A 23,727-nucleotide genomic window follows, 5' to 3' on the forward strand; every position below is an offset into this window, starting at 1 on the left:
TTTATGAGAGTTTCTCCTTCCAGTATATTAACAAAGGAATTATTTCCTGTTCTAAAATTTCAGATACATATAACGGATCGTTCATTTCCAACGCACCTAAAATATCGTTAAGCTTCTGGTTTATTTCTGAAATTCGATAAGTGGTTTGTTCAGAATCAATTACTGATAATCCTTCTGTAAGAACAACAATGTCCTCAGTAAAAATTAATAACCTATTAGTACCTTCTTCTATTTCGTTTTTCAAAAAAAGCTTATTAATACTTTTTGATCTGGATTCTAAATTATTTATGAGTTCTAGTGCTGTTTTTCTTACCTCTAATACATCCTCCATCGATGATCACCTTTCCTATTCCAATCTACAAAAATAAGTCGACGAAAGTCGACTTATTTTTGTTATAAAAATCACTTTAATTATATTTAATTATCTTAATAATTGTAATACACCTTGTGGTTGTTGATTAGCTTGTGCTAGCATCGCTTGTGCAGCTTGAGAAAGAATTGAATTCTTTGTTTGTTCCATCATTTCTTTTGCCATGTCTACATCGCGCACACGTGATTCTGCAGCAGTCAAGTTTTCAGATGCATTATTTAAGTTATTAATGGTGTGTTCTAATCGATTTTGATTCGCTCCAAGTTTTGAACGTTGTCCAGAAACTTGTTCGATTGCTTTGTCAATGATTGCAAGAGCAGCATCAGTACTTGATCCAGCAGTGAAACCTGTTACATCAAGGCTTGAAATGTTTGATGTAGCAGATAGACCTAAACTGCCTGCTGACATATTTTCAATCTTAAGTTCAAGTTGTTGTGAACCGTTAGCACCAATTTGGAAAGTCAATGTAGCAGCACCGCTAGCATAAGTACCATCTATTAGGTTCTTACCGTTAAATTGAGTTCTGTCAGAGATTCCATCAACTTCTTCAATTAAATTACTAATTTCATCTTGAATAGATTGTAAATCTTCAGCTTCATTAGTACCCAAGTTACCAGCCTGAACAGTTAATTCACGCATACGTTGGAGGATACTATGAGTTTCATTCAAAGCTCCTTCAGCTGTTTGGATTAAAGAAACACCATCTTGTGAGTTACGTGAAGCTTGATCAAGCCCACGAATTTGCCCACGCATTTTTTCAGAAATTGCAAGACCGGCAGCGTCATCACCAGCACGGTTAATGCGAAGACCTGATGATAACTTCTCCATAGATTTCCCTTGAGCAGTAGAAGCACTGTTTAATTGACGGTAAGTGTTAAGCGCCGCAATATTATGATTAATTCTCATAACAATAATTTCCTCCTTGAAAGTAAGCCCACATCCATGTGAACTATATCATTTTTTGGTTTGCAACAAGGCACAAAGGTCGGCCGCCCTTCTTCTCATTGCTTACAGTTCTATTATCGGTCATTTCTACTAGTCTTTAATAGTTTCAAAAAAATAATTAATCATTTTTTGGCAAAAGGTTAAACAGATTGTCGACTCGTTTAGAAGCTTCAGTGTTCTCTTCTTGGATAGAGAGATAAACTTCTTTTCTATGAATATCTACGTTCTTTGGTGCGTTGATTCCCAATTTTACTTGATCCCCTTTTACAGAAATAACCGTTAGCTCGATGTCATCCCCAATCTGAATACTCTCTCCCGTTTTCCTTGTTAGTACTAACATTCCCTCACCCCTTCTTTCCTGCGGGCTGAGCAAAGATCAGGTGCTTGGTTTGGTAGTCTGAGTTTCTTAAGATGACTTGTTTTCCTTTGAGATTTGCCAGGTTGATTATGATTGGAGCTTGTAGATTGACCGTTGATTCATGAAGTGTTTCACGAACAGTAAGAATTGACAGAACCTGTACTTCTTTTTCAACAGGGTCTTCCAGTAACTCCACACTAGCCTCATCTAACTCAAAATCATAATCTTTGTAAAATACAAATGGATCTGTCACCACAAACCCAAGCTGAGGTGTCTTAACCGACTGCAATATATGGAACCACTCATTTTCCGGAAGTGGCAATAATACAAACTGCTTCTCTTCCCCAAATCCAGGTATTCCGTGTTCAAATGTCAGAACGTCTTCTGACTTCACTTCTATTTCTCCATGATATTTCGTATCAATTTTCATACAATTCATTCCTTCATTCTATATTTCTTGTTCGTAGTTGATCCCTACATGTTTTAAGTTTGCAAAATCAATTTTTAAGTCTGCATACCGTTTCAAACTGACATCCACTTGGGCAGGTGTATACTGTATATCAGGCTTTTGAGGACGAGAGTGATTCACGACTTTTTGAGGTTCAATGTTCACCTTCACACTTCCAGGCTCATAGCTGATTTTGACACTCCCAGCAGATGGAATCCATCCTATATTGAACTCATACATCGGACCCTCACTGTTCCGCTTAGCCTGGGCGGCAATCGCACCTCCTCCGTTCTCAATCATCATCAGTTCATCCCCGTCCTGGGCGACACGGGCAAGTCCCTTCAGCCAGTCTTCATATCCCTGCTGGGAATATTCTTCTATCCTGCGGCGCACCGATTTTAAATCCATATCGGCCCTCGCTTCGGTTTGGTCAATGGTCAGCTTGGAAGGCGTACGCCCAATCTCCATTTTTGCCTGAGGTTGCTGAAGATCCAATTCTGCCGGTGGCTGTTCGATGTCCATGCGTCCTGGAATCGTCCGGATGCTAATGGCTGCTGAAGTGGACTGCAATCTTATTTGTGGAATGTTCACTCGTACTCACCTCCATATAAAAGGGACTGACCTTAAGATGACAAAACACCTTAAAGGGTCAGTCCCCTTGCTTTTATCTTAGAAAATCCATTAATGTAGGCTGAATGATTCTCGCTCCGACACTGAGTGCTGCTCTATGGACACTTTCCTGGGTTTTTAAATCCGTGATGACGCGTTCGATATCGGCATCTTCGTTATCAGAAAGAATCCGGTTTGCTGTTATTTCCTGCTGCCCCAGGCGGTCGTCTACCATTTCAAGACGATTGTATCTGGCACCAAGTTCAGAGCGTTCTGCTGATAATGTGTTCATGACACTATCTAACTCTTCAAGCTGGCTGTCAAGGGCAGAATCATTTCCAGATTCCAGTGCCTTTTGAATATTGTGCACTGTATCAAATAGTTTCTGATTAAAGACCTTATTAGGATTAACGTTGGCTTTTAAGGAAACGCCTTGTGAAACCTCCACTGGATAAGCATCGATAGCACCGCTGCCTAGATTATTAGCGACCTGTGGTGCACTTCCGTCAGCAGGATTCCCCTCCTTGATTGGAGAATTCCCAACATCCGTTCCATGAAAAATATATCTTCCTGCTACTTTCGTTTCAGCCACACTGACCAAGTCATTTTTGATTTGTTCAATTTCAACCGCTACTGCTTTCCGGTCTTCCGGACTTAATGTCCCGTTTTTACCTTGAAGCGTCAACTCCCGAACGCGCTGCAAACCTTGATTTGCCTGATCGATTCCTGACTCCGAGTTTTCCATCCATAAATAAAGCTCAGATAAATTCCGCTTATATTGCTCAATACCAGTCAAATTAGAACGATAAAACATCCCTTTCATCGCAACAACCGGATCATCCGATGGCTTCGTAATCTTTTTCCCTGTCGCCAGCTGGTCCTGTAATTGACCCATTCGTCCATAAGAAGAACTAAGGTTCCTCATTGAGTTCGCAGTCAGCATACTTTGTGTTACCCGCATAGTATTTCACCTACCTATCTTCCAACGGTACCCATGCCGTTAATGATTTTGTCGAGCATTTCGTCTTGCAGTGTGATCATTCTGGCAGAGGCGTTGTAGGCATGCTGGAATTTGATCATGTCGGTCATTTCTTCGTCAAGGGACACTCCGCTGACGGACATTCGGCGTTCGTCCACAGCTCCTCTTAGTACGCTAGAGTTGCTTGCGAGTCGCACCGATTCTTGTGATTCTACGGCCATTTTTCCTATCATGGATTCAAAGTGCCCTTGGAATGAAGCTTCTTTTTCACCATAAGGCAGTTTAGTCGTCGTGATGATGTCGGCTAGGGCCAGAACATTGGATGCATCTCCGAGGGTCGGATTATCTACACCTGCTGTCGCAATGTTATCAAGATTGCTCATTTCATCGGCTACCTGAATTCTTTGCGCGAACCCTGCTTTCGGTACACCATCCAAACCTGCTGCGGCATCCTTCGCATCCTTAAAGAACTTGGGTGTATTCGGTGCATCGGTATCAGGATCAAAGTTTGGATCGTTCATCTGTTCCGGTGTGAATCCTTGTTGATGCTGATCATTGAATGCTTTGGCAAATTCATATGCCATGCTGTCTAGTTCATCGAGCATACTGATGTAGGAGCCTTCTGCTTCACCGCCTTTATTTTTAAAGCCGTATGTATCAATCAGAGCTCTCAGTTTCCCCTCACCTTGTGATAAGAAATCATTGACGTCAAGTGTCTGGCTTCCGATGGATACGGTATCCACCGTATTTTGCGGGCCGCCGTAAGTGAGTTTCAGTTCATTGACTCCACTTTTCCCGACCAGGTTCACGGCGAGGTTCCCATCTTTACCGACCAATGTAACCGTGACGGCTCCTTCTGCGATTGGTGACGACGCTCCTCCATTGGACTGGTAGCTCGTTTGGATGGAAACATGATGTGAAAGTTCATCGATCAAGCGGTCACGCTCATCGTATAGATCATTCGGTAGATAGCCGTGTGGTTCTACATCGGCTATTTGTTTATTGATATTGTCGATTTGTCTGGACAGGGAATTGATTTGCTTTTCACTGACTGACAGCTCATTTTTCAAATCGCCACGGACACTTGTTAAGGATGACGATAAGTAGTTAAATGTTTCAGCGACAGCTTTCCCTCTCTCAACAACGACTGACCGTGCACCTGAATTGGACGGGTTAACCGCTAAATCCTGTAGGGACTGCCAGAACATATCCATCGTTTTGGACAAGCCTGAGTCGGATGGTTCGTTCATGACTTCTTCCATCTTCTTCATGGCTTCCATTTTTGTGTCCCAGTAGCCGAGCTTCTGGTTCTCGCCTCTGTACTGCATGTCCAGGAATGAATCACGCACGCGTTGAATCGAACCGGCTTCGACTCCCGTTCCGATTTGGCCTGGGATTTGTGGACGGTTCATAGAGGGGGCAGGATAGGGTGTCGTTTGTTCAAAGTTGACCCGTTGACGGGTATATCCAGGGGTATTGGCGTTGGAGATGTTGTGGCCGGTTGTATAAAGGGCGCCCTGCTGGGTGTACATGCCTCGTTTTGCCGTTTCCAGGCCCATAAAAGTGGATCGCATGGTGTTGCCTCCGTTTCAATTAGTAAGTGCTATGCTTTCGAATCAAATAGGGATCGACTTGCCGGTGCTTTCTTTTCACCGTTCGGTCGTGAATAGGTGGATGGTTCTGGCTGCGGTTGCGTCATGGATAGATTCATATTTACGAATTGAAGAGATTGATAGACAAGCTTTTGGTTTAGCTCGTTTTGAGCCTTCAATTCTCCTATGATATCAACCAGCTTTTCCTGCCATTGGGCGAGCGATTCTTGTTCTTCAAAAGAACTGTGTTCAATACACTGAGATATGGTTGGTGCCTGGTTGAAAGGCACTCCCCTTGATTGAAGATAGTTGCTGGATTCCCGTTGCCGCTGTGCTTCCACCGTATTAATCGCGGCCAAATGTTTCTGTTCAGCCTTCAATACACGATCAAGTTCACTCATATCACCTTTTTTGATGACATCGGTTTTATCCACAGAAAGATCGAACAAACTTTTGTGCAACTTATACAGTTTTTCAAGAGTTGAGATTAGATTGGTTGCTGACATGTTTGTTCGCTCCCTTTTTATTGTCCGTTATAAAAATTCTTTAATCCTTTAGCGATGGCTTTCGGATCGAGGGTGTAGTTTCCACTCTGAACTTGATTTTTTAGAGACTCTACTCTCGCCTGACGCTCTTTGCCGAGTTTGGAAACTTCCTGCATCTCTTTGGCAGCAGAAGAAATTTCGATTTTATCGGATGCCGGTTTGCCCGCTTTCCCGACCTCATCCATTTTGTTCAGGTTGCGCTTGTAAGGATTGATGTTCTGATTTCCGATAGAGTTAATCTTCATCATTTTCCCTCGCTTTCTTCACGTACATGGTTTCTACCTAGTATATCGGATGAAAACAGGTTTTGTTTAGTATCATGGACTGGTTAGTTCTTCCTGAATTCCATTTTCTATGACTAGTTCTAATCTCTCATCGTGTAATACGTTCTTTGACCCGATTCCTGGGATTTTTTCTTCCATTCCTGTTCGGTTTCGAATTTTTCCAGGTCATTGGCAAGCTCTGATGAACAGTCACCACAAATCCGTCCCGTCCCAATAATCTTCCCACATTTATCACATGGATAACCCATATTCGGGAACTGTCTCGTCTGGATGCGGCCCTTTTTCACCCATTTGTATAGAATTCCCTCGTCTACCCCGGTTACTTCAATTACCCGATCCATGGTCGCAGCGCGGTTCTCCCGTTTCTTTAAAAATTGGTAAACGGTCTCATACATATTTTCTTCTTCTCTATAACATTTGTCACACACATCACGGAATTTATTTTGCATAAAAATCGCGTTGCAGCGTGGACAGTTGATGATTTCTGACATATCTGTTTCCTCCCGGTGAAGCTTCTCTTACATTTTATATCGGCAGAAAAGGGGGTTGCTTTAACCCCTGGCGAGCGTTAAAGATGATACCTCGTCAGCCCCCGCTTCCTTCAGTAGCTTTGCTGCCTGCCTCAACGTCGTCCCCGTCGTATAGATATCATCAAACAATAGAATCGTTTTGTCTTTGACATCACATCCCACCAACTGAAAAACCTGCACCTGCCGAAGACGCTCCGCACGCGTCTTCTTCGACTGCTTCTCAGAGTGCAAACGCGTGAGGATATGTGAGGGACGGACCTCTGATTCTTCCAGAAGTGCGGTAGATTGATTGAATCCTCTCTCATAGAGGCGTTCATCGCTGAGTGGGATGGGGATGATGTGGTCATAGTCCATTTTTGTGAGATAGGATTTAATCGTATGGGAGAAGGCTTTGGCCAACGCGTAATCCCCTCGGTATTTGTATCTGGCCAAGTACTCTTTTAGAAAATCATTATAGTGATACAATGAATCATTTTTATGAAGAATCCCCTTCCACCCCGGATCCAATTCCCACCGATGGCAGTCCAGGCAGATCTCTTCTTTTACAAGATTGGAAGGCAGTGTCTCCAGCGAACGGGAGCAGCCCTTGCAGCGCACTCCTTCTATCTTCTCCAACCGCTTCTCGCATCCGTTACACAGAAATTGAGGCTCCCTGTAAAATAACCCTCTCCACGACCACACCTCTTCGACTCGGGTACTACAATTCAAACAGTTAGTGACCATGAAGTAACCCCCTTTTCCCCGCTTCCTTATTCATTTGGTCGATATGAAGCAGCGCCTTGATCATCTCCCTCGTGCGGCCGTAATGGAAATACACGATATCCCCTGTTGGATGGTCAGCGCTCCTCCCCACCCTGCCGGCGATCTGAACGAGGGCACTTTCGGTGAAAATCTTTTCTTCTGCTCCCAGGACGGCCACATCAATGTTCGGGATTGTCACTCCCCGCTCTAGAATGGTGGTCGTGAGTAAAATCGGAATTTCTCCATGTCTCATACTCATTACTTTTTCTTTTCGTTTGGGATCTTCGGCATGAACTGATTCAATGAGAGGATTCATTTCTTGAAATAGAGGAAGGGCCTTTTCCATAAGGGCGACGGTGGGGAAGAAAATCAGGGCTTGTTTGGATTGTTGAAGCCTTAATGAGGTCCATTTTTTCAGTGGAGTGGGAATTCGATTTTTCTTCAAGGATTTTTTCCAGAGACCGCACCATTCAAACTTGGGAAGGGGAATCGGATGCCGGTGGAAACGGGCCGGGATTCCAATGAAGTTTCTTTTTCCCCGGGCACATTCCTGTTGCGTTTTCTGATCCGGGGTTGCTGTCAGGTATATGATGGACGATTGGGGCTTCCGGGCTTTTTCTACTGCCCCTTGCAGGGAGGAATCATAGGAATAGGGGAACGCGTCGACCTCGTCAATGATCATGACATCGAAGGCTTCTTTGTACCTGTAGAGTTGATGGGTAGTAGAGAGAACAAGTTGACCATAGCTGTGTCGTTCCTCGGAGCCTCCATACAGGGTGGTGACCTTTGTTTGAGGAAAGACTTTTTTGAGGCGGGGAGACAGTTCCAGGATGACATCCGTACGGGGTGCGGCAATACAGACTCGCTTGTTTTGCCCGAGGGCTTCATCTATCCCTTCAAAAAGAACCTCCGTCTTACCGGCTCCGCATACGGCCCAGATGAGAAGGTCGTTATGGGCTTGAATGGCAGTTATCATTTGTTCCGAAGCTGCTTTTTGCGCTTCTGAAAGGGTACCGGTCCAGTCGAATGTTACCGTTGGAGACTCCGGTCCGGGACCATTCCACCTTAGGAGCGGCGTGCACTCAGACACCCTCCCCATCATGATGCAGTTCCGGCAGTAGGTGCATTCGGTGTGGCATCTGGAGCAATCGAAACTGGCAAATAGATGAGGTTTATTATTTCCACAACGACGACACATGCCTGCGTCTACACCTTTTTCATAGGAAATATAGCCATTCAAATAGTGCTCGTGTAGGGTATGGATTGAAAATGGGATCTCGTCTGCTAATAAAGACCGTCCACTAAGATAAGATTGCAGCTCTGGTGAAAATTGAAAGGATGGACTGATTGGTTGAGGCGGGATGGTAGTGAATTCCGAAATTTTTTGGAGAAGGGGGTGAGGTTCTTGTACGAGGAGCTCGGGGATTAACCTGTGATCCATTAAAGCAAAACGCAATTAACATCACTCCTTATGTAGGGTAGTATTGTATTCTACATTTGAGGTTGAAAATCCTGCTAATAAAAAACGGTGCCAGGCACGAAACGATCGTTTTGTGCCTGGCACCTTTAGAGAGTGTGGGAGTGTGTACCTGGTACATGACGACCTATTTGTACCTGGTACATCAAGCGCCACTTGTACCAGGTACAAGTCAGTACAAGTCAGTTCAAATCATTTCAAATCAGAAATCAACACCCAATCCCACTACCGGCTCATCTTCCGAGCCCAGCCCATCCCCATCGAACCCTCACCTAAATGAGTCCCGATAACCGGACCGAAATAGCTCACATTGAATTCCACGTTCGGATACTTATCCTGAAGCTCGTTTTTCCACTCAATCGCATCTTCTTCCCGATTGGCGTGGATGATGGAAGCTTGATAGGCTTCGCCTGACGCTACCGCTTCTTCAAGGATGCCTTCCACCCGCTTCAACGCTTTCTTTTTCGTGCGGATTTTTTCAAATGGGACAATGACTTTGTCCACGAAGTGCAGCAGTGGTTTTACCTGTAACAGGCTTCCGATGATGGCCTGTGCTTGGGATAACCGTCCTCCGCGCTGCAGATGGGCAAGATCGTCGACCATGAAGTAGGCCTGCACCGATTCTTTCATTTCGTCCAATAAGCCAACGATTTCTTCTGCGGTTTTTCCTTCACGGGCAAGTTTGGCCCCTTCGATGGCATAAAAACCTTGGATCATGCAGCTGATTTCTGAGTCGTATGGGTATACTTTAATGCTTTGGACCATTTCACCTGCCTGCACGGCCCCTTGATAGGTCCCGCTGATTCCGCTGGATAGGTGAATGGAGATGACGGCATCGTAGTCTTTGGAAAGTTTCTCGAACAGCTCGACGAATTTCCCGACCGGGGGCTGTGAGGTGGTTGGAAGCTTTTCCTGGATGCTGACTTCTTCGTAAAATTCACTTGCCGTAATATCAACTTCTTCTTGATAGGTTTCTCCTCCGAAAATGACGCTGAGAGGAATCATATGTATGTTGAGTCGATCACGCAATTCTTTCGGGATGTAGGCGGTACTATCCGTTACAATTGCCGTTTTCATATAGAATTACCATCCTTATGTTTTATTTTTAATAGCATGTGCTATGCGTTAGTCTACCTTATGTATCTTACTCATTTTATATGAAAATAAGTTGGTTTGCATTAATTTCCGGGGAGTTTCGATGCCCGGAAACTAAACAAACGTTTGACTAGTGCACTCACCCCTTGTGGGACAAGGGATTCAACATACTAATCAAACGTTTGTTTAAAGGTCTTACCTTGTCCCTGCCGGCAGGGAAGTGATGATTTTCTTTGATTTTCTGGATGATAGGAATACCCCTGCGAAAATGATCAGCAAGCCTAAGATGAGATTGTGGGTCACGGGTTCCCTTAGAAGCACGAATCCCCAGATCATCGCCGTACCCGGAATCAGGTACGTCACAGTCGAGGCAAACTCAGGACTCCCATTGGTCATGATGTAGAAATACAGAAGCGTCGCCACACCAGAGCCGAGACAGCCCAGGCCAAGAATGCCAAGGATGACCTCTCCTGACGCTAAATCACCGACAGAGATGGGATCCGTGACCATCATGCCGACAAACCCGAACGCAGCCCCAATCAACAGCTGAAACGTGGAGATCACGACCACACTGGTTCCTGCCAGGTATTTTTTTGTGAACTGGGAAGCAAACGCGTAGCTCATCGTGGCCAAAATCATCGTTCCCACCCCGACAAAATCAGACGAGAAGATGCCGCTCACTTCAAAGTTCATCAGCACGAGGATGCCGATGAAACCGACCGCAATCCCGATCCATTGATACCCCGTCAATACAACCGAGAAGAATAAAAAACCAACCAGCCCCGTCCAAATCGGCGTGGTCGCATTCAGGATCGAAGCGGTATTGCTGTTGATCTGCGTTTCACTTAAGGCGATCAGGGTCCAAGGTAGGGCCGCATTGCCGATCCCCACAACTATGAGTTTCCATAGGGGAAGTGGTTTCTTCCCTTCTCGTTTCCTCTGTATGAAAAAGATCGGAAGAAGAACGAGGGCTCCTGCCAGGCACCGTAAAAACACCGTCCCCCACACTCCTGCAGGCTCTACCAACCATTTGATAAAGACGAACGACATGCCCCAGATCAGGCTTAAGCCAATTAGGGCCGTGTATAATCGTGCCAACTGGCTCCCTCCTCTCTTTTGTTCCCAAAATGTATATTTTAGTAGATGAATAGATGTTATAGCATATTTTTGATATGTTCTATCCTATCTTATTACCCCTTAAAAATAAACAAACAATTTACCCAGGACCATCCCTTTACAAAAGTTTTACATTTTTCAAATAAATCATACTTTTACACCATTTTTATTTCATGTTGATATGCTAGCATGTAATTGTTTGACAATTAACTACATATATAGGAGCGATTCTTTTGAAAAAAACATCCAATAAGAAAAAAGTCATTGCCGGCAGCGCGTTGGCCCTTGGCCTTCTGATTCCTCAAGCCACTCCTTCCATTACTTATGCAGACGTCATGGACAAAGATATTGTAAAGCTTCGTATACTTGAAACAACCGACATCCACGTGAACCTCGCAAACTATGATTACTATCAAGATACAGTGACAGATAAATACGGACTCGCCAAAACGGCCACCCTGATCAAACAGGCTCGAGCGGAATCGAAGAACTCTTTATTATTCGATAACGGAGATTTGATTCAGGGAAATCCACTTGGAGATTATGTAGCAAAAGAAGACCCGCTTCAAGATGGGGAAATTCACCCTGTCTACAAAGCGATGAATCTGTTGGATTATGATGCCGGCAACGTCGGAAATCATGAGTTCAACTACGGACTTGATTTCCTCGGTACATCATTAAAAGGTTCCAACTTTCCATACGTGAACGCAAACGTATACGTAGATGATCAAGACGGGAATCCAGACAATGACAAGAACTATTTTAAACCGTACGAAATCCTTGATCGCACAGTAGTCGATGAAGACGGTGAAGAGCATGCAATAAAAGTCGGGGTCATCGGTTTCGTCCCACCACAGATCATGCAGTGGGATAAAGGGAACCTTGAAGGAAAGGTGATTGCGAAGGATATCGTTGAAACAGCCAACAAATTCGTCCCTCAAATGAAGGCTGAAGGTGCTGATGTAATTGTCGCGATCCCTCACTCGGGTATTGGAAATGTGACCCAGGAAGGCATGGAGGAAAACGCAACGTATGACCTTTCTAAAGTAGATGGAATCAATGCGATCCTGTTTGGCCATTCACACGGGGTCTTCCCTTCTGATTCTTACAGCGGGATTGAAGGGGTAGATGTGAAAAAAGGAACGATCAATGGCGTCGGATCGGTCATGCCTGGTTCCTGGGGAGATCATCTCGGACTCGTTGACCTTGAACTTGAATTGAAAGATGGGAAATGGGATGTGACAAATTCTCAGGCTTCCACCCGTTCGATCCTGAATCCCGATGGAACGCCTGCTGTTGAGGCAGACCAAAGCATCCTCGACGCAGTGAAAGAAGAGCATGAGGCGACGATTGAATGGGTCCGCAGTGCAGTCGGTGAGACAACTTCACCAATCAACAGTTACTTTGCATTGGTGAGTGATGATCCGTCCGTTCAAATCGTGACCAACGCACAGAAATGGTATGTTGAAAAGTATTTAAAAGGGACTGAATACGACGGCATTCCGGTTCTATCTGCAGGCGCCCCGTTCAAAGCGGGTACACGTGCGAATCCTGATTATTATACAGACATCCCGGCAGGTGAAATCGCCATCAAGAACGTATCTGACCTGTACCTGTATCCAAACACACTGCAGGCAGTCCTGCTTACAGGTGCCGACGTGAAGGAATGGCTTGAAATGTCTGCGGGTCAATTTAATCAAATCGATCCTTCTACTTCAGAGGAACAAAATCTTGTGAACGGTGACTACCGCTCCTATAACTTTGACGTGATTGACGGCGTCACCTATGAAATCGATGTAACCCAGCCTTCTAAATACGATGCTGAAGGCGTACTGGTGAATAAGGACTCAAGCCGCATCAAAAACCTGAAGTTTAATGGAAAAGCCATCGATCCGAACCAGAAATTCATCGTGGCAACCAATAACTATCGTGCAAGCGGTAAATTCCCAGGCGTGAAAAACTCAGAAATCATCGTCAAATCACCTGATGAAAACCGTAATGTGATCATTGATTACATCATGGATAAAAAGACCATCGATCCTCAGGCAGATGGGAACTGGTCCTTCACCCCTGTGAAAGGAAATGCGAATATCGTTTTCGAAACATCTATGAAAGCACAGAATTATATCCATGACGCGAGAAAGTATAAGTTCCTCGGAGAACAGGAAAGCGGGTTTGGTAAGTATTCGATCAAACTGAAAGAAAGCGATGGAACAAATCCTGGACAGGAAAAGAAAGAAAACCGCGGCTTCATGACAAACCTCATCTCGAATGTGGCTAAGTCATTTCATTTCTTAAAATAACTGGAAGTCCCAAGAACCTCCAATTCGGGGGTTCTTTTTCTTATGTATGGAGTAAAATCTTCCTCCAATAGGCTGATATTACCCACTCCCAACTGAAACCATTTAACTTTCATGGGTTTTCGTCATATAATGGTGGGGTAGGATTGAATAGTGAAGAGATGAAAATTACTTTATAGGACTGATATAGAATGTACAATAAAGAAAAAGTATTTGAAGAATTAACGAAGGTCATGCACTCTGACAATATTAAGCGTGACGAACTGTTAAGAGATCATTTGTATACAAAGCTCGGGGGAAGAGCAGACTTCTTCCTTACCCCGACGACTTATGAAGAAGTTCAAAACATCGTGAAGCTTTCGAATAAAGTCGATGTGCCTTTTACGCTACTTGGAAACGGCTCGAATTTGATCGTGAAAGACGGCGGGATCCGCGGCATCGTCCTTCACTTAAAGAACTTCAAGGACATTAAAGCAACCGATCAGCTGATTGTCGCTCAAAGCGGTGCGGCCATCATCGATGTGTCGAGGCGTGCCTTAGCTGAGAAGTTATCGGGACTGGAGTTCGCATGCGGAATTCCGGGTACGGTAGGCGGCGCCCTGTTCATGAACGCAGGGGCGTACGGTGGAGAGATCAAGGATGTCCTTGATTACTGCCATGTCGTCGATCGTGAAGGCAACCTTGTGAAACGGACAGCAGCAGAACTTGAGCTTGATTACCGTCACAGTAATATCTCTGAAAAAGGGGATATCGTCCTGGAGGCGACGTTCAGTCTGCAACCCGGGGTCTATGAAGACATCAAGGCGATTATGGACGATTTGACGGACAAACGGGAGTCGAAGCAGCCACTTGAATACCCATCATGTGGAAGTGTCTTTAAACGTCCCCCTGGATATTTCGCAGGTAAGTTGATTCAGGATAGTGAGCTTCAAGGTACGAATTTCGGAGGGGCAGAAGTGTCCACCAAACATGCCGGTTTCATTGTGAATAAAGACAACGCAACAGCGTCGGATTATATCTCACTGATTGAACATGTCCAGAAGACGGTGAAAGAAAAATTTGATGTCGAGCTTGAGCGGGAAGTCCGCATCATCGGGGAAGACCTGGAATAATGAAAAGTCGGGAATCAGTGGATTTCCGGCTTTTTCACTTTTTCACATAAAAAAACAGCCTAAACGAATTTAGACTGAGCAGGGTCTCTTGTCAAAAGGTCCATTAGCTATTCTTTTTAGCAACAGGGGCGGGCTTGGTTCTGCGGTATTCCCTCAATCTTGTAATCTGGGATTGAGATACTTTCGCATCCAGTTCAAAGGCTTCACGAGCCTTAAAATAGAGCAGTGACAAAGCTAATGCCCTCCTTTGTAAATAATTAGTTTCTCTTTACCCGGAACACACGGGATAAAACCAATTCCATTAAAAAAATTTTCTCCGCTCAGAAATTATAATTCCACAGGATCCTCCAATCGTCTTCTTCAATCGCTACATAACACGTTTGAGTAATCATCAGCTCTCCGAATTGGCTATCGAAGTACATGTTCACTTCCGCTTTCCTCACATTTTTGAACTGAAGCCCTTCCTCGTTAAACGTAAACTCCTTCACCTTTTCTATGCTCCCGATTTCTACATCGAACTCATCTACCCCCATATGCCCCATGAATACATGATTCTTCGTTTGGATATAGGAGGATTTGGGAAACTTGTTTTTCATTTCTGAGTGAAATAGCTCCCACGCATTGCCGAAGTCACCATCTTTTTCAAAGTCATAAAATTCCTTGATCACTTCTTCAGGTGTATCTGGTTCCTGGGTTTTTCCGATAAACGTGAACAGAGCGACCAATAGGATGATTGCCCCGACTGCACCGATCATCAGGGGAACCGGGCTTTTCCTTCTCATACATCCACACCCCTCACCTACCACCCATCTTATGAGGGACATGCAAGATGTATGAAAAATAAAAAGCTTCACGAACCATTCAATGTGTCATGAAGCTCCCATGATGATTCATGAAAGGAGGGTACACATTCATTTTTATAAGATTCCCATTTTACGAGATATGTCCTCCCGCTTTTTTTGAAGGTACTGATGATAGCGGTTATCTTCATACATATCAAATATTAAAATGGATTTATTAATATTTGATAGGGCTATTTCGAGTTCTCCCTCCAGCTCATAATTGTACCCCGTGTGATAATAAAGCTCTCCTAAACCAAATAAATGTTCCTCTTCTAAACACCATTTAATGGCCTGGTCACAGTAGGAATTGGATTCTTTATACTTACCTAATCTGGTTAAAGTCCTGGCAATATTATAAAGCAATCTCGTTTTAATCGATTTATCATTGAGCTGGGTACTGGATTGTAAAGCAGATTGAACTTCTTCATAAATAGCCAAAGAATCCTTCAAATTTCCTTGTCCGTGTTCAAAAGCCCCTAATGTCATATGTATTTCGATTTCGCGTTCTGTCATGGCCCTCTTTTTATTCAGTGTTAATGAAAGCGCCTCTTTCAAAAGAGTCAGCCCTTTCTCCTGGTCTTTCTCGATTTCAAATAGATAAATACTTTTATGCCAATACAGCAATTGCAGATTAGTTGGACTTCTAAAGAAGAGGGGATTTTTTTCTTCTGCCTTTACCATCTCAATCATTTCATCATACTGTAATCTTACTCTGAAGTTTCTTAATTGACGCTCGACTTCTTTCACATAGTCCAGTCGTGGGGTTGTTCCGATTTCGAAGAAGTAGTTGACGTCCACCCCGAGTTTTTCGGAAATTTGATAAAGAGCCGTAGCACTTGGGTAAATATCTCCTTTTTCTATTCGGCTGACTAGCGCCTGGGTACAAATTCCTTCCGCTAGGTCCCCTTGCGTTAACCCAACGGCCTTTCTCAATTCCCTTATCTTTTTACCAATGATTGAGTAATCCAAAAACCCACCTCCTCAAAATATTAATATCTTTATATTTCCAATGAAAACATGCTATTTTAGCAGAGAAATGAGATTCAAATTAGCCTCAATAGCCGAGAACACAAATACATGAATTTCTTCCTTATGGTTTAATAAACCTAACGACAAATTACAATACCTTTTGATAGTGCTTCTCCTAGAGGGAAGTGCTCTTTTTTTGTGAAGATATCTTTCCTGATTCCTTCCTAAGCTTTTCTAGTTTTCCTCTGATAAACCGAACAAATTCTATATTATGCTGAATTTCAAAGAAAGTGGCTGCCTTCTCAAAATAGGGAAAAGCTTGTTCATATTCACCTTGAAGCTCAAGGTTATATCCTAAATGATAATGAAGTTGGGCAAACCCATACATATGCTCTTCTTCAATGATCCACTTGATTGCTTTTTTACAATATTGAATGGATTCCTGATAATCTCCAAGTCTTGTGTAAACTCTTGCCATGTTATAGAGGAGCCTCGTTTTGATTGACTTATCCTGTAACCACTGTGATGAAGATAATGCAGCTTTCACTTCGGAATAGTGACAGAGGGACTTTGGATAATTTTCATTACTGAAATGAAAAGCGCCGAGGCTGAGAAGGATTTCCATTTCTCTTTCTGACAATACTTTTTTACTGTCGGCTGTCAGTTGAAATGCCTTGTGTAAAAGGTCAAAAGCAGTATCCTGATCTTTTACAACTTCAAATTGATAAATCCCCTTATGCCAGCAAAGAAGTTGAGCATTTACATTGGCCTTGAATAATGGATTCTTCTCTTCGGTTTTGACCACTTCCATCATTTCGATATATTGATGATCAATCCGCAATTTACGAAGTTGTTTTTCTACTTCTTGAATGTAATCGAGACGGGGAGTCATTCCGATTTCAAAGAAATAGTTCACATCCACTCCAAGTTTTTTGGAAATCTGATAAAGAGTAGTAGCATTGGGGTATATATCTCCCTTTTCCATTCTACTAATCAAAGCCTGAGTACAGATACCATCAGCTAATTCACCTTGAGTAATATCTACCACCTGACGTAACTCCTTTATCTTATTACCGATGATGGAATAATTCATGCCTCCGCCCCCTCTTTATTAAAGAATACGATCCCGTCCGATTATTTGTTTCAATTTATTTTTGCTTTAAGTTCTTCTATCTTCCCTTCGATAAAAGTGGATAACGTTGTATTATGTTGAATGTCAAACAACATGGCAGCTTTAACGAGATAAGGTAATGCCTCTTCGTACTTCTCTTCCATTTCCAGGTTATACCCGATATGATAATTCAATTGGGCGAAGCCATATAAATTTTCTTCTTCGATGATCCAGCGAATGCCCTCTTGGCAGTACTTGATGGATTCGTGATATTTCCCAAGTCTCGTGAGTACCCTGGCGATATTATAAAAGAGTCTGGTTTTGATGGACTTATCGCTAAGTTGGTCATTGTAAGTCAAAGCAGCATTGACGTATTCGTAAATCTCCAATGCCCGTTCATGGTTGCGCCGGCTGAATTCCAGTATTCCCATACTGATCATAATATTCATTTCACGCTCTGACATGGCCTTTTTCTTGTTATACGTCAGTGAGAGGGCCTCCTCTAATATAATCAGAGCTTCGTCTTTATTTTTTTCGACCTCATTCACATAGATTCCTTTATGCCAGTAAAGAAGTTGAAGATTGGTTTCGTCTTTTAGAAATAATGGATTCTTCTCTTCGGTTTTGACAATCTCACGAATTTCATCATATTTCAATTTCACCCTCAGCTTCTTGAGTTGTCGCTCAACCTCTCTCACATAATCCAGACGGGGAGTCAGCCCAATCTCAAAGAAGTAGTTCACATCGACACCAAGCTTCTTTGAAATTTGATAGAGCGCCGTGGCGCTTGGGTAGATATCCCCCTTCTCTATCCGGCTGATCAGAGCCTGGGTACATATTCCGTCTGCCAGTTCTCCCTGAGTCAAACCGACGACTTTTCTCAATTCCTTTATCTTTTTCCCTATAACTGAATAGTCCACAAGTCCACCTCCTTCAAAATATTAATATTTTAATATTTTATCAGAAAACAGGCAGTTTTTTTAGGATAATCGTCATGCATTCTCCCTCAGGAACGTATGCCGCCAATTCACACATTTTGAATCTATGTTTTAATAGTCTTAACGACAAATTACAATACCTTTTGATGGCGCTTCTCCTTGTGGGAAGTGCTCTTTTTTTACACAACCATAAATATTAATATTTTAATATTTATGTAGAAAACAACTGAAATTCCCCAGGAACCCCACTGTTTTCCAATGATAATCGTGCTATATCCCCAATCCTTGCAAAATCTATTTATGTTTAAATGAATCTAACGACAAATTACAATACCTTTGGACAGCACTTCTCTTTATGGGAAGTGCTCTTTTTTTGAGGGACATACCTCCATCAGATTTCATAGAGCTCCAACGGCAGTCCATCCGGATCTTCGAAAAACGCGAATTTTTTATCCGTATAAGGATCTATTCTTATTTCCTCTGTTTTAATACCTTTTTGATTCAGTGCCTCTACCTCACCCTCTATATCCTCTACTTCAAAGGCTAAATGGCGCAAACCTTGAGCTTCCGGATAACTCGGCCGCGCCGGGGCTTCAGGGAAGGAGAACAGTTCGATGATATATTCACCATTCAACGCGAGGTCGAGCTTGAATGAATCCCTTTCTTCCCTGTATATCTCCTGCTTTATATCCAAACCCAGTTTATTGACGTAAAAGTCTTTCGATGTGGTGTAATCTGAGCAGATGATGGCGATGTGGTGGATTTTTTTGAATTTCATGTTGGACCTCTCCCTTTGTTGGTATAAAAAAAGAAGCAGCCAAAAGACTGCCCCTTCCAATTTTTCCTTATTTCATCGCATCCGTCAACACAGGTACGATTTGCTTCTTGCGGGATACGACGCCTTTTAATAGGGCCGTGTTGTTTTGAAGTGTGACGTTGAACGCCTTTTCCACTTCAGCCGCTTTGCTTCCAAGGGCAAGAGCCGTCGAGTCGTTTTCCAGGATGTCTGTCACGACAAGGAGGAATAGATCCAATCCTTTTTCCTTGATCATCGTTTCCATGGCCGCTTCGACTTCTGCTTGGCGTCCGAATACGTCATTCGTATCGACAACGTTGATTTGAGCGACTTCCACTTTCGCGTTACCCATGGAGAATTCTTTCGCATCAAGGGTCACAAGTTCAGCGACTGATTTCGTGCTCATGTTGGCGCCTGCCTTCAGCATTTCCAAACCGTACACTTGCGGATCAACGTCAGCGATTTCAGCGAGTTCATTTGCTGCCGCTACATCTTCTTCCGTGCATGTAGGAGATTTGAATAATAGGGAATCAGAGATGATCGCTGAAAGCATCAGTCCAGCCATTTCCTTCGTGACCTCTACTCCTTTTTCCTTGTAGATCTTGTTTAAGATCGTTGCCGTACATCCAACCGGCTCCGCACGGTAGTACAGGGGATCTGCCGTTTCAAAGTTCGCGATGCGGTGGTGGTCGATGACTTCAAGAACGCGTACTTCTTCGATGTCCTCGGCACTTTGCTGGCGTTCGTTATGGTCAACCAGGATGACTGTATCCGTCTCAGCGGCAACCTTTTCTACCAAACGTGGTGCTTCGACTTTAAAGTAATCAAGGGCATATTGCGTTTCACCGTTGACTTCACCTAGACGAACAGGCTCCACGTCCATCCCGATTTTTGATTTCAAGTCAGCATAAACCAGTGCTGATGTGATCGTATCTGTGTCCGGGTTTTTGTGTCCGAAAATTAGTGTTTTACTCATTGATCATTCTCCTAACTCTATGTAATGTGATTCGTTTGTTATCTCTCTTTACATTTTCTTATATTACCATATATAAAAGCAAAACCGTATGTCCGGATAAGATTTTTTCCAGTGATTGTGAAGGTAATATTCCCAGATTCTGTGTTCACCGACGTCTCCCGTTTATTTCACCAATCTCCCCCATCAATTCCTTTCCAAAAACATCTTCATATTCCTCATACAAAGGAGCCAGTTTCTCTCTCCACTCTTCTTTCTCTGAATTCAGCAGAATATGAATATCCAAATCGGTGTTTCTCTTCAACTCCCGCATTTGCTCATCGTTCATTTCAATGGAATGCCGTCGGATCCAGTCTGTGGTTTGGATCATGGCCTCATTGATTTTCATCTGGTACTCTTCGGGTAACTCATTCCAAAACTCTTCATTCATCAATACAGCATATCCCAGGTACGAATGATTGCTGACAGTGAGGTAGGATTGATGATCATAGAGCTTCTTGGAGTATATATTGGAGATCGTATTTTCCTGCCCATCGATGAAGCCGACCTCCAGATTTTCATAGGTTTTATTAAAGGGTAGTTCACTCACAGCCGCCCCCATCATTTGATATTGTTTCTTTATGACTTCACTTGGCATTGTTCGAAAATGCAATCGATTAAAATCAGCGGGGGTCAGTAACGGACGCTTATTATTTGTTATTTGTTTAAACCCGTTATACCAAAAGGTGACACCTTTTACATGTTCACGCTTTTCTGCTTTTTCCAGTAGTATCTCTCCAATCCTTCCTTCAAAAGCTTGCTGAACCTGGCTGTAGCTATCGAAGGCAAAAGGTAAATCAAATAGGCCGAACTCAGGAACATACTGAGTTACTTTCGATGTGGCCGGAATGATCATCTGAACATTATTATTCTTAAGGGCCTCCCACTCACTGATATCTGAATACAGTGAGCCGTTCGGGTAGATTTCCACCTTCACCTTTCCCTTTGTAGTTTCTTCTACAAGCGCTTGAAATCGCCTGACTGCCTTTCCTTTAGGGGTGTTTTCCGACACGACATGACTCACCTTGATCACGATTTGATCCCTCATCTTTTCCTGATCATCATCATATTCTGCAGAAAATTCATCCCGTGTTTGAAATCCAACCACATAGGCGGTCACCATCCCTGTCAGGATAAAGAGGCCAATGAACAAAAAGGTTCTCATCAGCGGAACCCTCCTCTTTCAGATTCTATTAAAAATGGTACAATAACTTTGAACAAAGAGGAAGGAATATTCAGAATGAACCGAAAACAAATGCCCATTCGCTGGAAAATGACGATATTATCCTTCGGGGTTGTCTTATTCGCCCTGATCATCGGTTTTATTATTTTTGTCGGAAAAGCAATCGAGATGAAGAAAGAGGAATTAGGGAATCAGGCCCTTATTACGGCGAGGACCGTAGCCAACCTCCCAACCGTACAAAATCACCTGGAAGACTCCCTCGGATGGAAGGACATTCAGCCGGTCGTCGAAAACATCCGTACCGTGAATGGTTCGGACTATATTGTCGTACTCAATATGAATCGCATCCGCTATTCCCATCCATCAGAAGAGCAGCTCGGCACCATATCCGCAGGGAAGGATGAAGGCCCGGCCTTTGCGGAACATAGTTATGTCTCGACGGCAAAAGGAGAGCTTGGGGTGGCAGTGAGGGGATTCGTGCCAGTCATGAACCCTGAACATCAACAAATCGGTGTAGTCGTTGTAGGCATCCTTCTCCCTTCCACCTTTGATATTATGAGCAATCTAAAGAATGAATTGATCATCATCGGGGCCATCACCCTTTTATTCGGCATGATGGGTTCCTGGTTGTTAGCGGTACAAATCAAGAAAGACACCTTTCAGCTTGAGCCCCATGAAATCGGCAGGCTCCTGGTGGAACGTACGGCAACATTCCAGGCCATGAATGAAGGAATCATCGCCATTGATAACCAACAGAGACTAACCGTTTTTAATGAAAAGGCGAAAGAAATAGTATTCATTAAGGGGAATCCGACCGGAAAGTCCATTCATGAGGTCCTCCCTTCTTTTAAGCTGCCGGACGTTCTGAGAACCAGGGAACCTGTCTATCATGAAGAGATGACATTAAACAACAGGATCATCCTTCATTCAAGGGTTCCGATTTTAATAGATGGAAAGATTGCAGGGGCGGTTGCCGTGTTCCAGGATCGAACAGAGATAACCAGGCTTGCAGAAGAGCTGACGGGAGTCAAGGAATTCGTCGAGGCATTGCGGGTACAAAACCATGAACATCTGAATGCATTACATACCGTCGCCGGACTGATTCAACTTGAAGAAAATGAGAAAGCCCTCGATTATATCTTCCACTCTTCCAGGGAAGAGGAGGATCTCTCCGCCTTCTTAACCGAGCGAATCAAGCTTGATCGGTTGAACGGGCTGCTGTTGGGTAAAATCAGGCGTGGACGGGAACTCGGAATTGAGGTCCAGCTCGATCCCGATAGTTATCTGACCTCCCTCCCTTCCCTACTGGATGAACATGATTTTGTCATACTATTGGGAAATCTGATCGAAAATAGTTTATACGCGTTAAAGGACACATCGGAAGAATCGAAGTCCGTGCATATTTATTTGAAAGAAGATCCGGATACGTTCCATATTGAGATAGAAGACAATGGAATCGGGATATCAGAAGACCAGATGCCGCAGTTATTTCATCAGGGTTACACAACCAAAGGAAAAGACGGATCAGGGATCGGGCTCTACTTGATTCACAGAATCATAGAAAAATCGAACGGCCATATACACGTAACATCAACCCCTGGGGAAGGGACGCTATTTCAGCTTACCTTTCCCATGAATGGAGGGAACACGTATGACGAAACCAATTAACGTCCTGCTCATTGAAGATGACCCGATGGTTCAAGAGGTGAATCGGATGTTCATTGAACGGGTGCCGGGATTTACCGTGTGCGCCATTGCCGGAAACGGACAGGAAGGCGCAGAAAAGGTCTCTTCCTACCAACCCGACCTTGTTCTACTTGATAATTTCATGCCACGACAAACCGGGATCCAAACCTTACAGGCTTTTCGCCAGCAGGGCACGGACGTGGATGTCATTGTCATATCTGCCGCACAGGATAAAGAAACCATCCGGGACATGATGAGGTTGGGAGTCGTTGATTACATCATCAAACCTTTCAAGTTCGAGCGGTTGAAGCAGGCTCTCGAAAAATACCGTGCATTTAAACAACAGATATCAGGGGAAGGAGTGATTGGACAGCATGAGATCGATCAGCTCCAAGGAGGACCTTCTCCTTCTGCGGCTGACAACCATCATGTGGATCTGCCGAAAGGGCTGAACGCGCAAACCCTTCAGCAAATCGTTCAATATCTTTCCGGTCAATCAAGCCCCCTTTCCGCTGAAGAGACGGCGGAAGGAATTGGGATTGCGAGGGTGACAGCCCGTAGATACTTAGATTACCTCCTGAAATCAGACCAGGTTCAGATCTTGATCGAATATGGCGGGATTGGAAGACCGGTCAATCGATATCAGTGGAAAAACGGATAAGGCCCACCTTATCCGTTTTTATGTTCAA

26 protein-coding genes are annotated in these 23,727 nt (G+C 43.7%); 4 read left to right on the forward strand and 22 right to left on the reverse strand.

Annotated features, from left to right (window positions below; translation table 11 throughout):
* Window position 1 precedes the first annotated feature (1 nt).
* The 14 genes from P8596_RS21235 to P8596_RS21300 all read right to left on the reverse strand — a co-directional run bounded on the left by P8596_RS21235 (window position 2) and on the right by P8596_RS21300 (window position 11,071).
* Complete coding sequence (locus tag P8596_RS21235) at window positions 2-331, reverse strand: DUF8042 domain-containing protein (protein WP_279724994.1); 330 nt, start codon at window positions 329-331, stop codon at window positions 2-4.
* A 90-nt stretch (window positions 332-421) separates the two neighbouring features.
* A complete protein-coding gene (gene hag / locus P8596_RS21240) occupies window positions 422-1,276 on the reverse strand; it encodes a flagellin Hag (protein WP_279724996.1) in 855 nt (284 codons plus the stop codon).
* 157 nt (window positions 1,277-1,433) lie between these two features.
* A complete protein-coding gene (gene csrA / locus P8596_RS21245; RefSeq protein ID WP_279724997.1) occupies window positions 1,434-1,655 on the reverse strand; it encodes a carbon storage regulator CsrA in 222 nt (73 codons plus the stop codon).
* Window positions 1,656-1,659: 4 nt separating this feature from the next.
* Entirely contained in the window at window positions 1,660-2,103 is a 444-nt protein-coding gene (fliW, locus tag P8596_RS21250; protein ID WP_279724998.1) for a flagellar assembly protein FliW, read from the reverse strand.
* An 18-nt stretch (window positions 2,104-2,121) separates the two neighbouring features.
* Complete coding sequence (locus P8596_RS21255) at window positions 2,122-2,712, reverse strand: DUF6470 family protein (RefSeq protein WP_279724999.1); 591 nt, start codon at window positions 2,710-2,712, stop codon at window positions 2,122-2,124.
* Between the two features lie 73 nt (window positions 2,713-2,785).
* Window positions 2,786-3,691: a flagellar hook-associated protein FlgL gene (gene flgL, locus P8596_RS21260; protein WP_279725001.1), complete on the reverse strand. Its 906-nt coding sequence runs from the start codon at window positions 3,689-3,691 to the stop codon at window positions 2,786-2,788.
* A gap of 14 nt (window positions 3,692-3,705) precedes the next feature.
* On the reverse strand, window positions 3,706-5,283 hold the full coding sequence (gene flgK, locus P8596_RS21265; RefSeq protein WP_279725003.1) for a flagellar hook-associated protein FlgK: 1,578 nt from the start codon (window positions 5,281-5,283) through the stop codon (window positions 3,706-3,708).
* A 29-nt stretch (window positions 5,284-5,312) separates the two neighbouring features.
* The gene (locus tag P8596_RS21270) at window positions 5,313-5,807 is read right to left on the reverse strand and encodes a flagellar protein FlgN (RefSeq protein ID WP_279725005.1); all 495 of its coding nucleotides are present in this window, start codon (window positions 5,805-5,807) and stop codon (window positions 5,313-5,315) included.
* Window positions 5,808-5,824: 17 nt separating this feature from the next.
* A complete protein-coding gene (gene flgM / locus P8596_RS21275; RefSeq protein ID WP_347815196.1) occupies window positions 5,825-6,094 on the reverse strand; it encodes a flagellar biosynthesis anti-sigma factor FlgM in 270 nt (89 codons plus the stop codon).
* A 116-nt stretch (window positions 6,095-6,210) separates the two neighbouring features.
* The gene (locus tag P8596_RS21280) at window positions 6,211-6,621 is read right to left on the reverse strand and encodes a TIGR03826 family flagellar region protein (protein WP_279725007.1); all 411 of its coding nucleotides are present in this window, start codon (window positions 6,619-6,621) and stop codon (window positions 6,211-6,213) included.
* Between the two features lie 60 nt (window positions 6,622-6,681).
* A complete protein-coding gene (locus P8596_RS21285; RefSeq protein WP_279725008.1) occupies window positions 6,682-7,383 on the reverse strand; it encodes a ComF family protein in 702 nt (233 codons plus the stop codon).
* A complete protein-coding gene (locus tag P8596_RS21290) occupies window positions 7,373-8,857 on the reverse strand; it encodes an ATP-dependent helicase ComFA (RefSeq protein WP_279725009.1) in 1,485 nt (494 codons plus the stop codon). The genes P8596_RS21285 and P8596_RS21290 overlap by 11 nt, the downstream gene beginning before the upstream one ends.
* A gap of 246 nt (window positions 8,858-9,103) precedes the next feature.
* The gene (locus tag P8596_RS21295) at window positions 9,104-9,955 is read right to left on the reverse strand and encodes a DegV family protein (protein WP_279725011.1); all 852 of its coding nucleotides are present in this window, start codon (window positions 9,953-9,955) and stop codon (window positions 9,104-9,106) included.
* Between the two features lie 213 nt (window positions 9,956-10,168).
* Window positions 10,169-11,071 carry a DMT family transporter gene (locus P8596_RS21300; protein WP_159362890.1) on the reverse strand — a complete coding sequence of 301 codons (903 nt, stop codon included), beginning with the start codon at window positions 11,069-11,071 and terminating at the stop codon, window positions 10,169-10,171.
* Between the two features lie 251 nt (window positions 11,072-11,322).
* On the opposite strand from P8596_RS21300, the gene P8596_RS21305 reads away from it, so the two are divergent.
* Window positions 11,323-13,392 carry a bifunctional 2',3'-cyclic-nucleotide 2'-phosphodiesterase/3'-nucleotidase gene (locus P8596_RS21305; RefSeq protein ID WP_481900307.1) on the forward strand — a complete coding sequence of 690 codons (2,070 nt, stop codon included), beginning with the start codon at window positions 11,323-11,325 and terminating at the stop codon, window positions 13,390-13,392.
* A 188-nt stretch (window positions 13,393-13,580) separates the two neighbouring features.
* On the forward strand, window positions 13,581-14,501 hold the full coding sequence (gene murB / locus P8596_RS21310) for a UDP-N-acetylmuramate dehydrogenase (protein WP_034764454.1): 921 nt from the start codon (window positions 13,581-13,583) through the stop codon (window positions 14,499-14,501).
* Between the two features lie 103 nt (window positions 14,502-14,604).
* On the opposite strand, the gene P8596_RS21315 is transcribed toward murB, so the two are convergent.
* The 8 genes from P8596_RS21315 to P8596_RS21350 all read right to left on the reverse strand — a co-directional run bounded on the left by P8596_RS21315 (window position 14,605) and on the right by P8596_RS21350 (window position 21,334).
* Window positions 14,605-14,733: a hypothetical protein gene (locus P8596_RS21315; RefSeq protein ID WP_279725013.1), complete on the reverse strand. Its 129-nt coding sequence runs from the start codon at window positions 14,731-14,733 to the stop codon at window positions 14,605-14,607.
* 88 nt (window positions 14,734-14,821) lie between these two features.
* Window positions 14,822-15,283, reverse strand: a complete 462-nt coding sequence (locus P8596_RS21320) for a hypothetical protein (RefSeq protein ID WP_279725014.1) — start codon at window positions 15,281-15,283, stop codon at window positions 14,822-14,824.
* Between the two features lie 135 nt (window positions 15,284-15,418).
* Window positions 15,419-16,312: a helix-turn-helix domain-containing protein gene (locus P8596_RS21325; RefSeq protein ID WP_279725015.1), complete on the reverse strand. Its 894-nt coding sequence runs from the start codon at window positions 16,310-16,312 to the stop codon at window positions 15,419-15,421.
* Between the two features lie 175 nt (window positions 16,313-16,487).
* Entirely contained in the window at window positions 16,488-17,405 is a 918-nt protein-coding gene (locus P8596_RS21330; protein WP_279725017.1) for a tetratricopeptide repeat protein, read from the reverse strand.
* A gap of 50 nt (window positions 17,406-17,455) precedes the next feature.
* Window positions 17,456-18,343, reverse strand: coding sequence for a helix-turn-helix domain-containing protein (locus P8596_RS21335; RefSeq protein ID WP_279725018.1), 888 nt, complete (start codon window positions 18,341-18,343; stop codon window positions 17,456-17,458).
* A gap of 409 nt (window positions 18,344-18,752) precedes the next feature.
* Window positions 18,753-19,139 carry an SMU1112c/YaeR family gloxylase I-like metalloprotein gene (gene gloA2 / locus P8596_RS21340; RefSeq protein ID WP_279725019.1) on the reverse strand — a complete coding sequence of 129 codons (387 nt, stop codon included), beginning with the start codon at window positions 19,137-19,139 and terminating at the stop codon, window positions 18,753-18,755.
* A gap of 67 nt (window positions 19,140-19,206) precedes the next feature.
* Window positions 19,207-20,133, reverse strand: coding sequence for a manganese-dependent inorganic pyrophosphatase (locus P8596_RS21345; protein WP_279725020.1), 927 nt, complete (start codon window positions 20,131-20,133; stop codon window positions 19,207-19,209).
* A gap of 145 nt (window positions 20,134-20,278) precedes the next feature.
* On the reverse strand, window positions 20,279-21,334 hold the full coding sequence (locus P8596_RS21350) for a DctP family TRAP transporter solute-binding subunit (RefSeq protein WP_279725021.1): 1,056 nt from the start codon (window positions 21,332-21,334) through the stop codon (window positions 20,279-20,281).
* Window positions 21,335-21,409: 75 nt separating this feature from the next.
* Between P8596_RS21350 and P8596_RS21355 the strand changes: the two genes are divergently transcribed.
* Window positions 21,410-23,020: an ATP-binding protein gene (locus P8596_RS21355; protein ID WP_279725022.1), complete on the forward strand. Its 1,611-nt coding sequence runs from the start codon at window positions 21,410-21,412 to the stop codon at window positions 23,018-23,020.
* Window positions 23,004-23,699, forward strand: a complete 696-nt coding sequence (locus tag P8596_RS21360) for a response regulator (protein WP_279725023.1) — start codon at window positions 23,004-23,006, stop codon at window positions 23,697-23,699. Before P8596_RS21355 ends, P8596_RS21360 begins: the two co-directional genes overlap by 17 nt.
* Window positions 23,700-23,727: the final 28 nt, after the last annotated feature.

This window comes from Rossellomorea sp. DA94 (assembly GCF_029834455.1).
Classification (GTDB): Bacteria; Bacillota; Bacilli; order Bacillales; family Bacillaceae_B; genus Rossellomorea; species Rossellomorea vietnamensis.

What these genes read in the sequence shown, in the direction of transcription:
- P8596_RS21235 (WP_279724994.1), bottom strand. Translation starts at nt 331, where the DNA reads ATGGAGGATGTATTAGAGGTAAGAAAAACAGCACTAGAACTCATAAAT.
- hag (WP_279724996.1), bottom strand. Translation starts at nt 1,276, where the DNA reads ATGAGAATTAATCATAATATTGCGGCGCTTAACACTTACCGTCAATTA.
- csrA (WP_279724997.1), bottom strand. Translation starts at nt 1,655, where the DNA reads ATGTTAGTACTAACAAGGAAAACGGGAGAGAGTATTCAGATTGGGGAT.
- fliW (WP_279724998.1), bottom strand. Translation starts at nt 2,103, where the DNA reads ATGAAAATTGATACGAAATATCATGGAGAAATAGAAGTGAAGTCAGAA.
- flgL (WP_279725001.1), bottom strand. Translation starts at nt 3,691, where the DNA reads ATGCGGGTAACACAAAGTATGCTGACTGCGAACTCAATGAGGAACCTT.
- flgK (WP_279725003.1), bottom strand. Translation starts at nt 5,283, where the DNA reads ATGCGATCCACTTTTATGGGCCTGGAAACGGCAAAACGAGGCATGTAC.
- P8596_RS21270 (WP_279725005.1), bottom strand. Translation starts at nt 5,807, where the DNA reads ATGTCAGCAACCAATCTAATCTCAACTCTTGAAAAACTGTATAAGTTG.
- flgM (WP_347815196.1), bottom strand. Translation starts at nt 6,094, where the DNA reads ATGATGAAGATTAACTCTATCGGAAATCAGAACATCAATCCTTACAAG.
- P8596_RS21280 (WP_279725007.1), bottom strand. Translation starts at nt 6,621, where the DNA reads ATGTCAGAAATCATCAACTGTCCACGCTGCAACGCGATTTTTATGCAA.
- P8596_RS21285 (WP_279725008.1), bottom strand. Translation starts at nt 7,383, where the DNA reads ATGGTCACTAACTGTTTGAATTGTAGTACCCGAGTCGAAGAGGTGTGG.
- P8596_RS21295 (WP_279725011.1), bottom strand. Translation starts at nt 9,955, where the DNA reads ATGAAAACGGCAATTGTAACGGATAGTACCGCCTACATCCCGAAAGAA.
- murB (WP_034764454.1), top strand. Translation starts at nt 13,581, where the DNA reads ATGTACAATAAAGAAAAAGTATTTGAAGAATTAACGAAGGTCATGCAC.
- P8596_RS21320 (WP_279725014.1), bottom strand. Translation starts at nt 15,283, where the DNA reads ATGAGAAGGAAAAGCCCGGTTCCCCTGATGATCGGTGCAGTCGGGGCA.
- P8596_RS21330 (WP_279725017.1), bottom strand. Translation starts at nt 17,405, where the DNA reads ATGAATTATTCCATCATCGGTAATAAGATAAAGGAGTTACGTCAGGTG.
- gloA2 (WP_279725019.1), bottom strand. Translation starts at nt 19,139, where the DNA reads ATGAAATTCAAAAAAATCCACCACATCGCCATCATCTGCTCAGATTAC.
- P8596_RS21345 (WP_279725020.1), bottom strand. Translation starts at nt 20,133, where the DNA reads ATGAGTAAAACACTAATTTTCGGACACAAAAACCCGGACACAGATACG.
- P8596_RS21350 (WP_279725021.1), bottom strand. Translation starts at nt 21,334, where the DNA reads ATGAGAACCTTTTTGTTCATTGGCCTCTTTATCCTGACAGGGATGGTG.
- P8596_RS21355 (WP_279725022.1), top strand. Translation starts at nt 21,410, where the DNA reads ATGAACCGAAAACAAATGCCCATTCGCTGGAAAATGACGATATTATCC.
- P8596_RS21360 (WP_279725023.1), top strand. Translation starts at nt 23,004, where the DNA reads ATGACGAAACCAATTAACGTCCTGCTCATTGAAGATGACCCGATGGTT.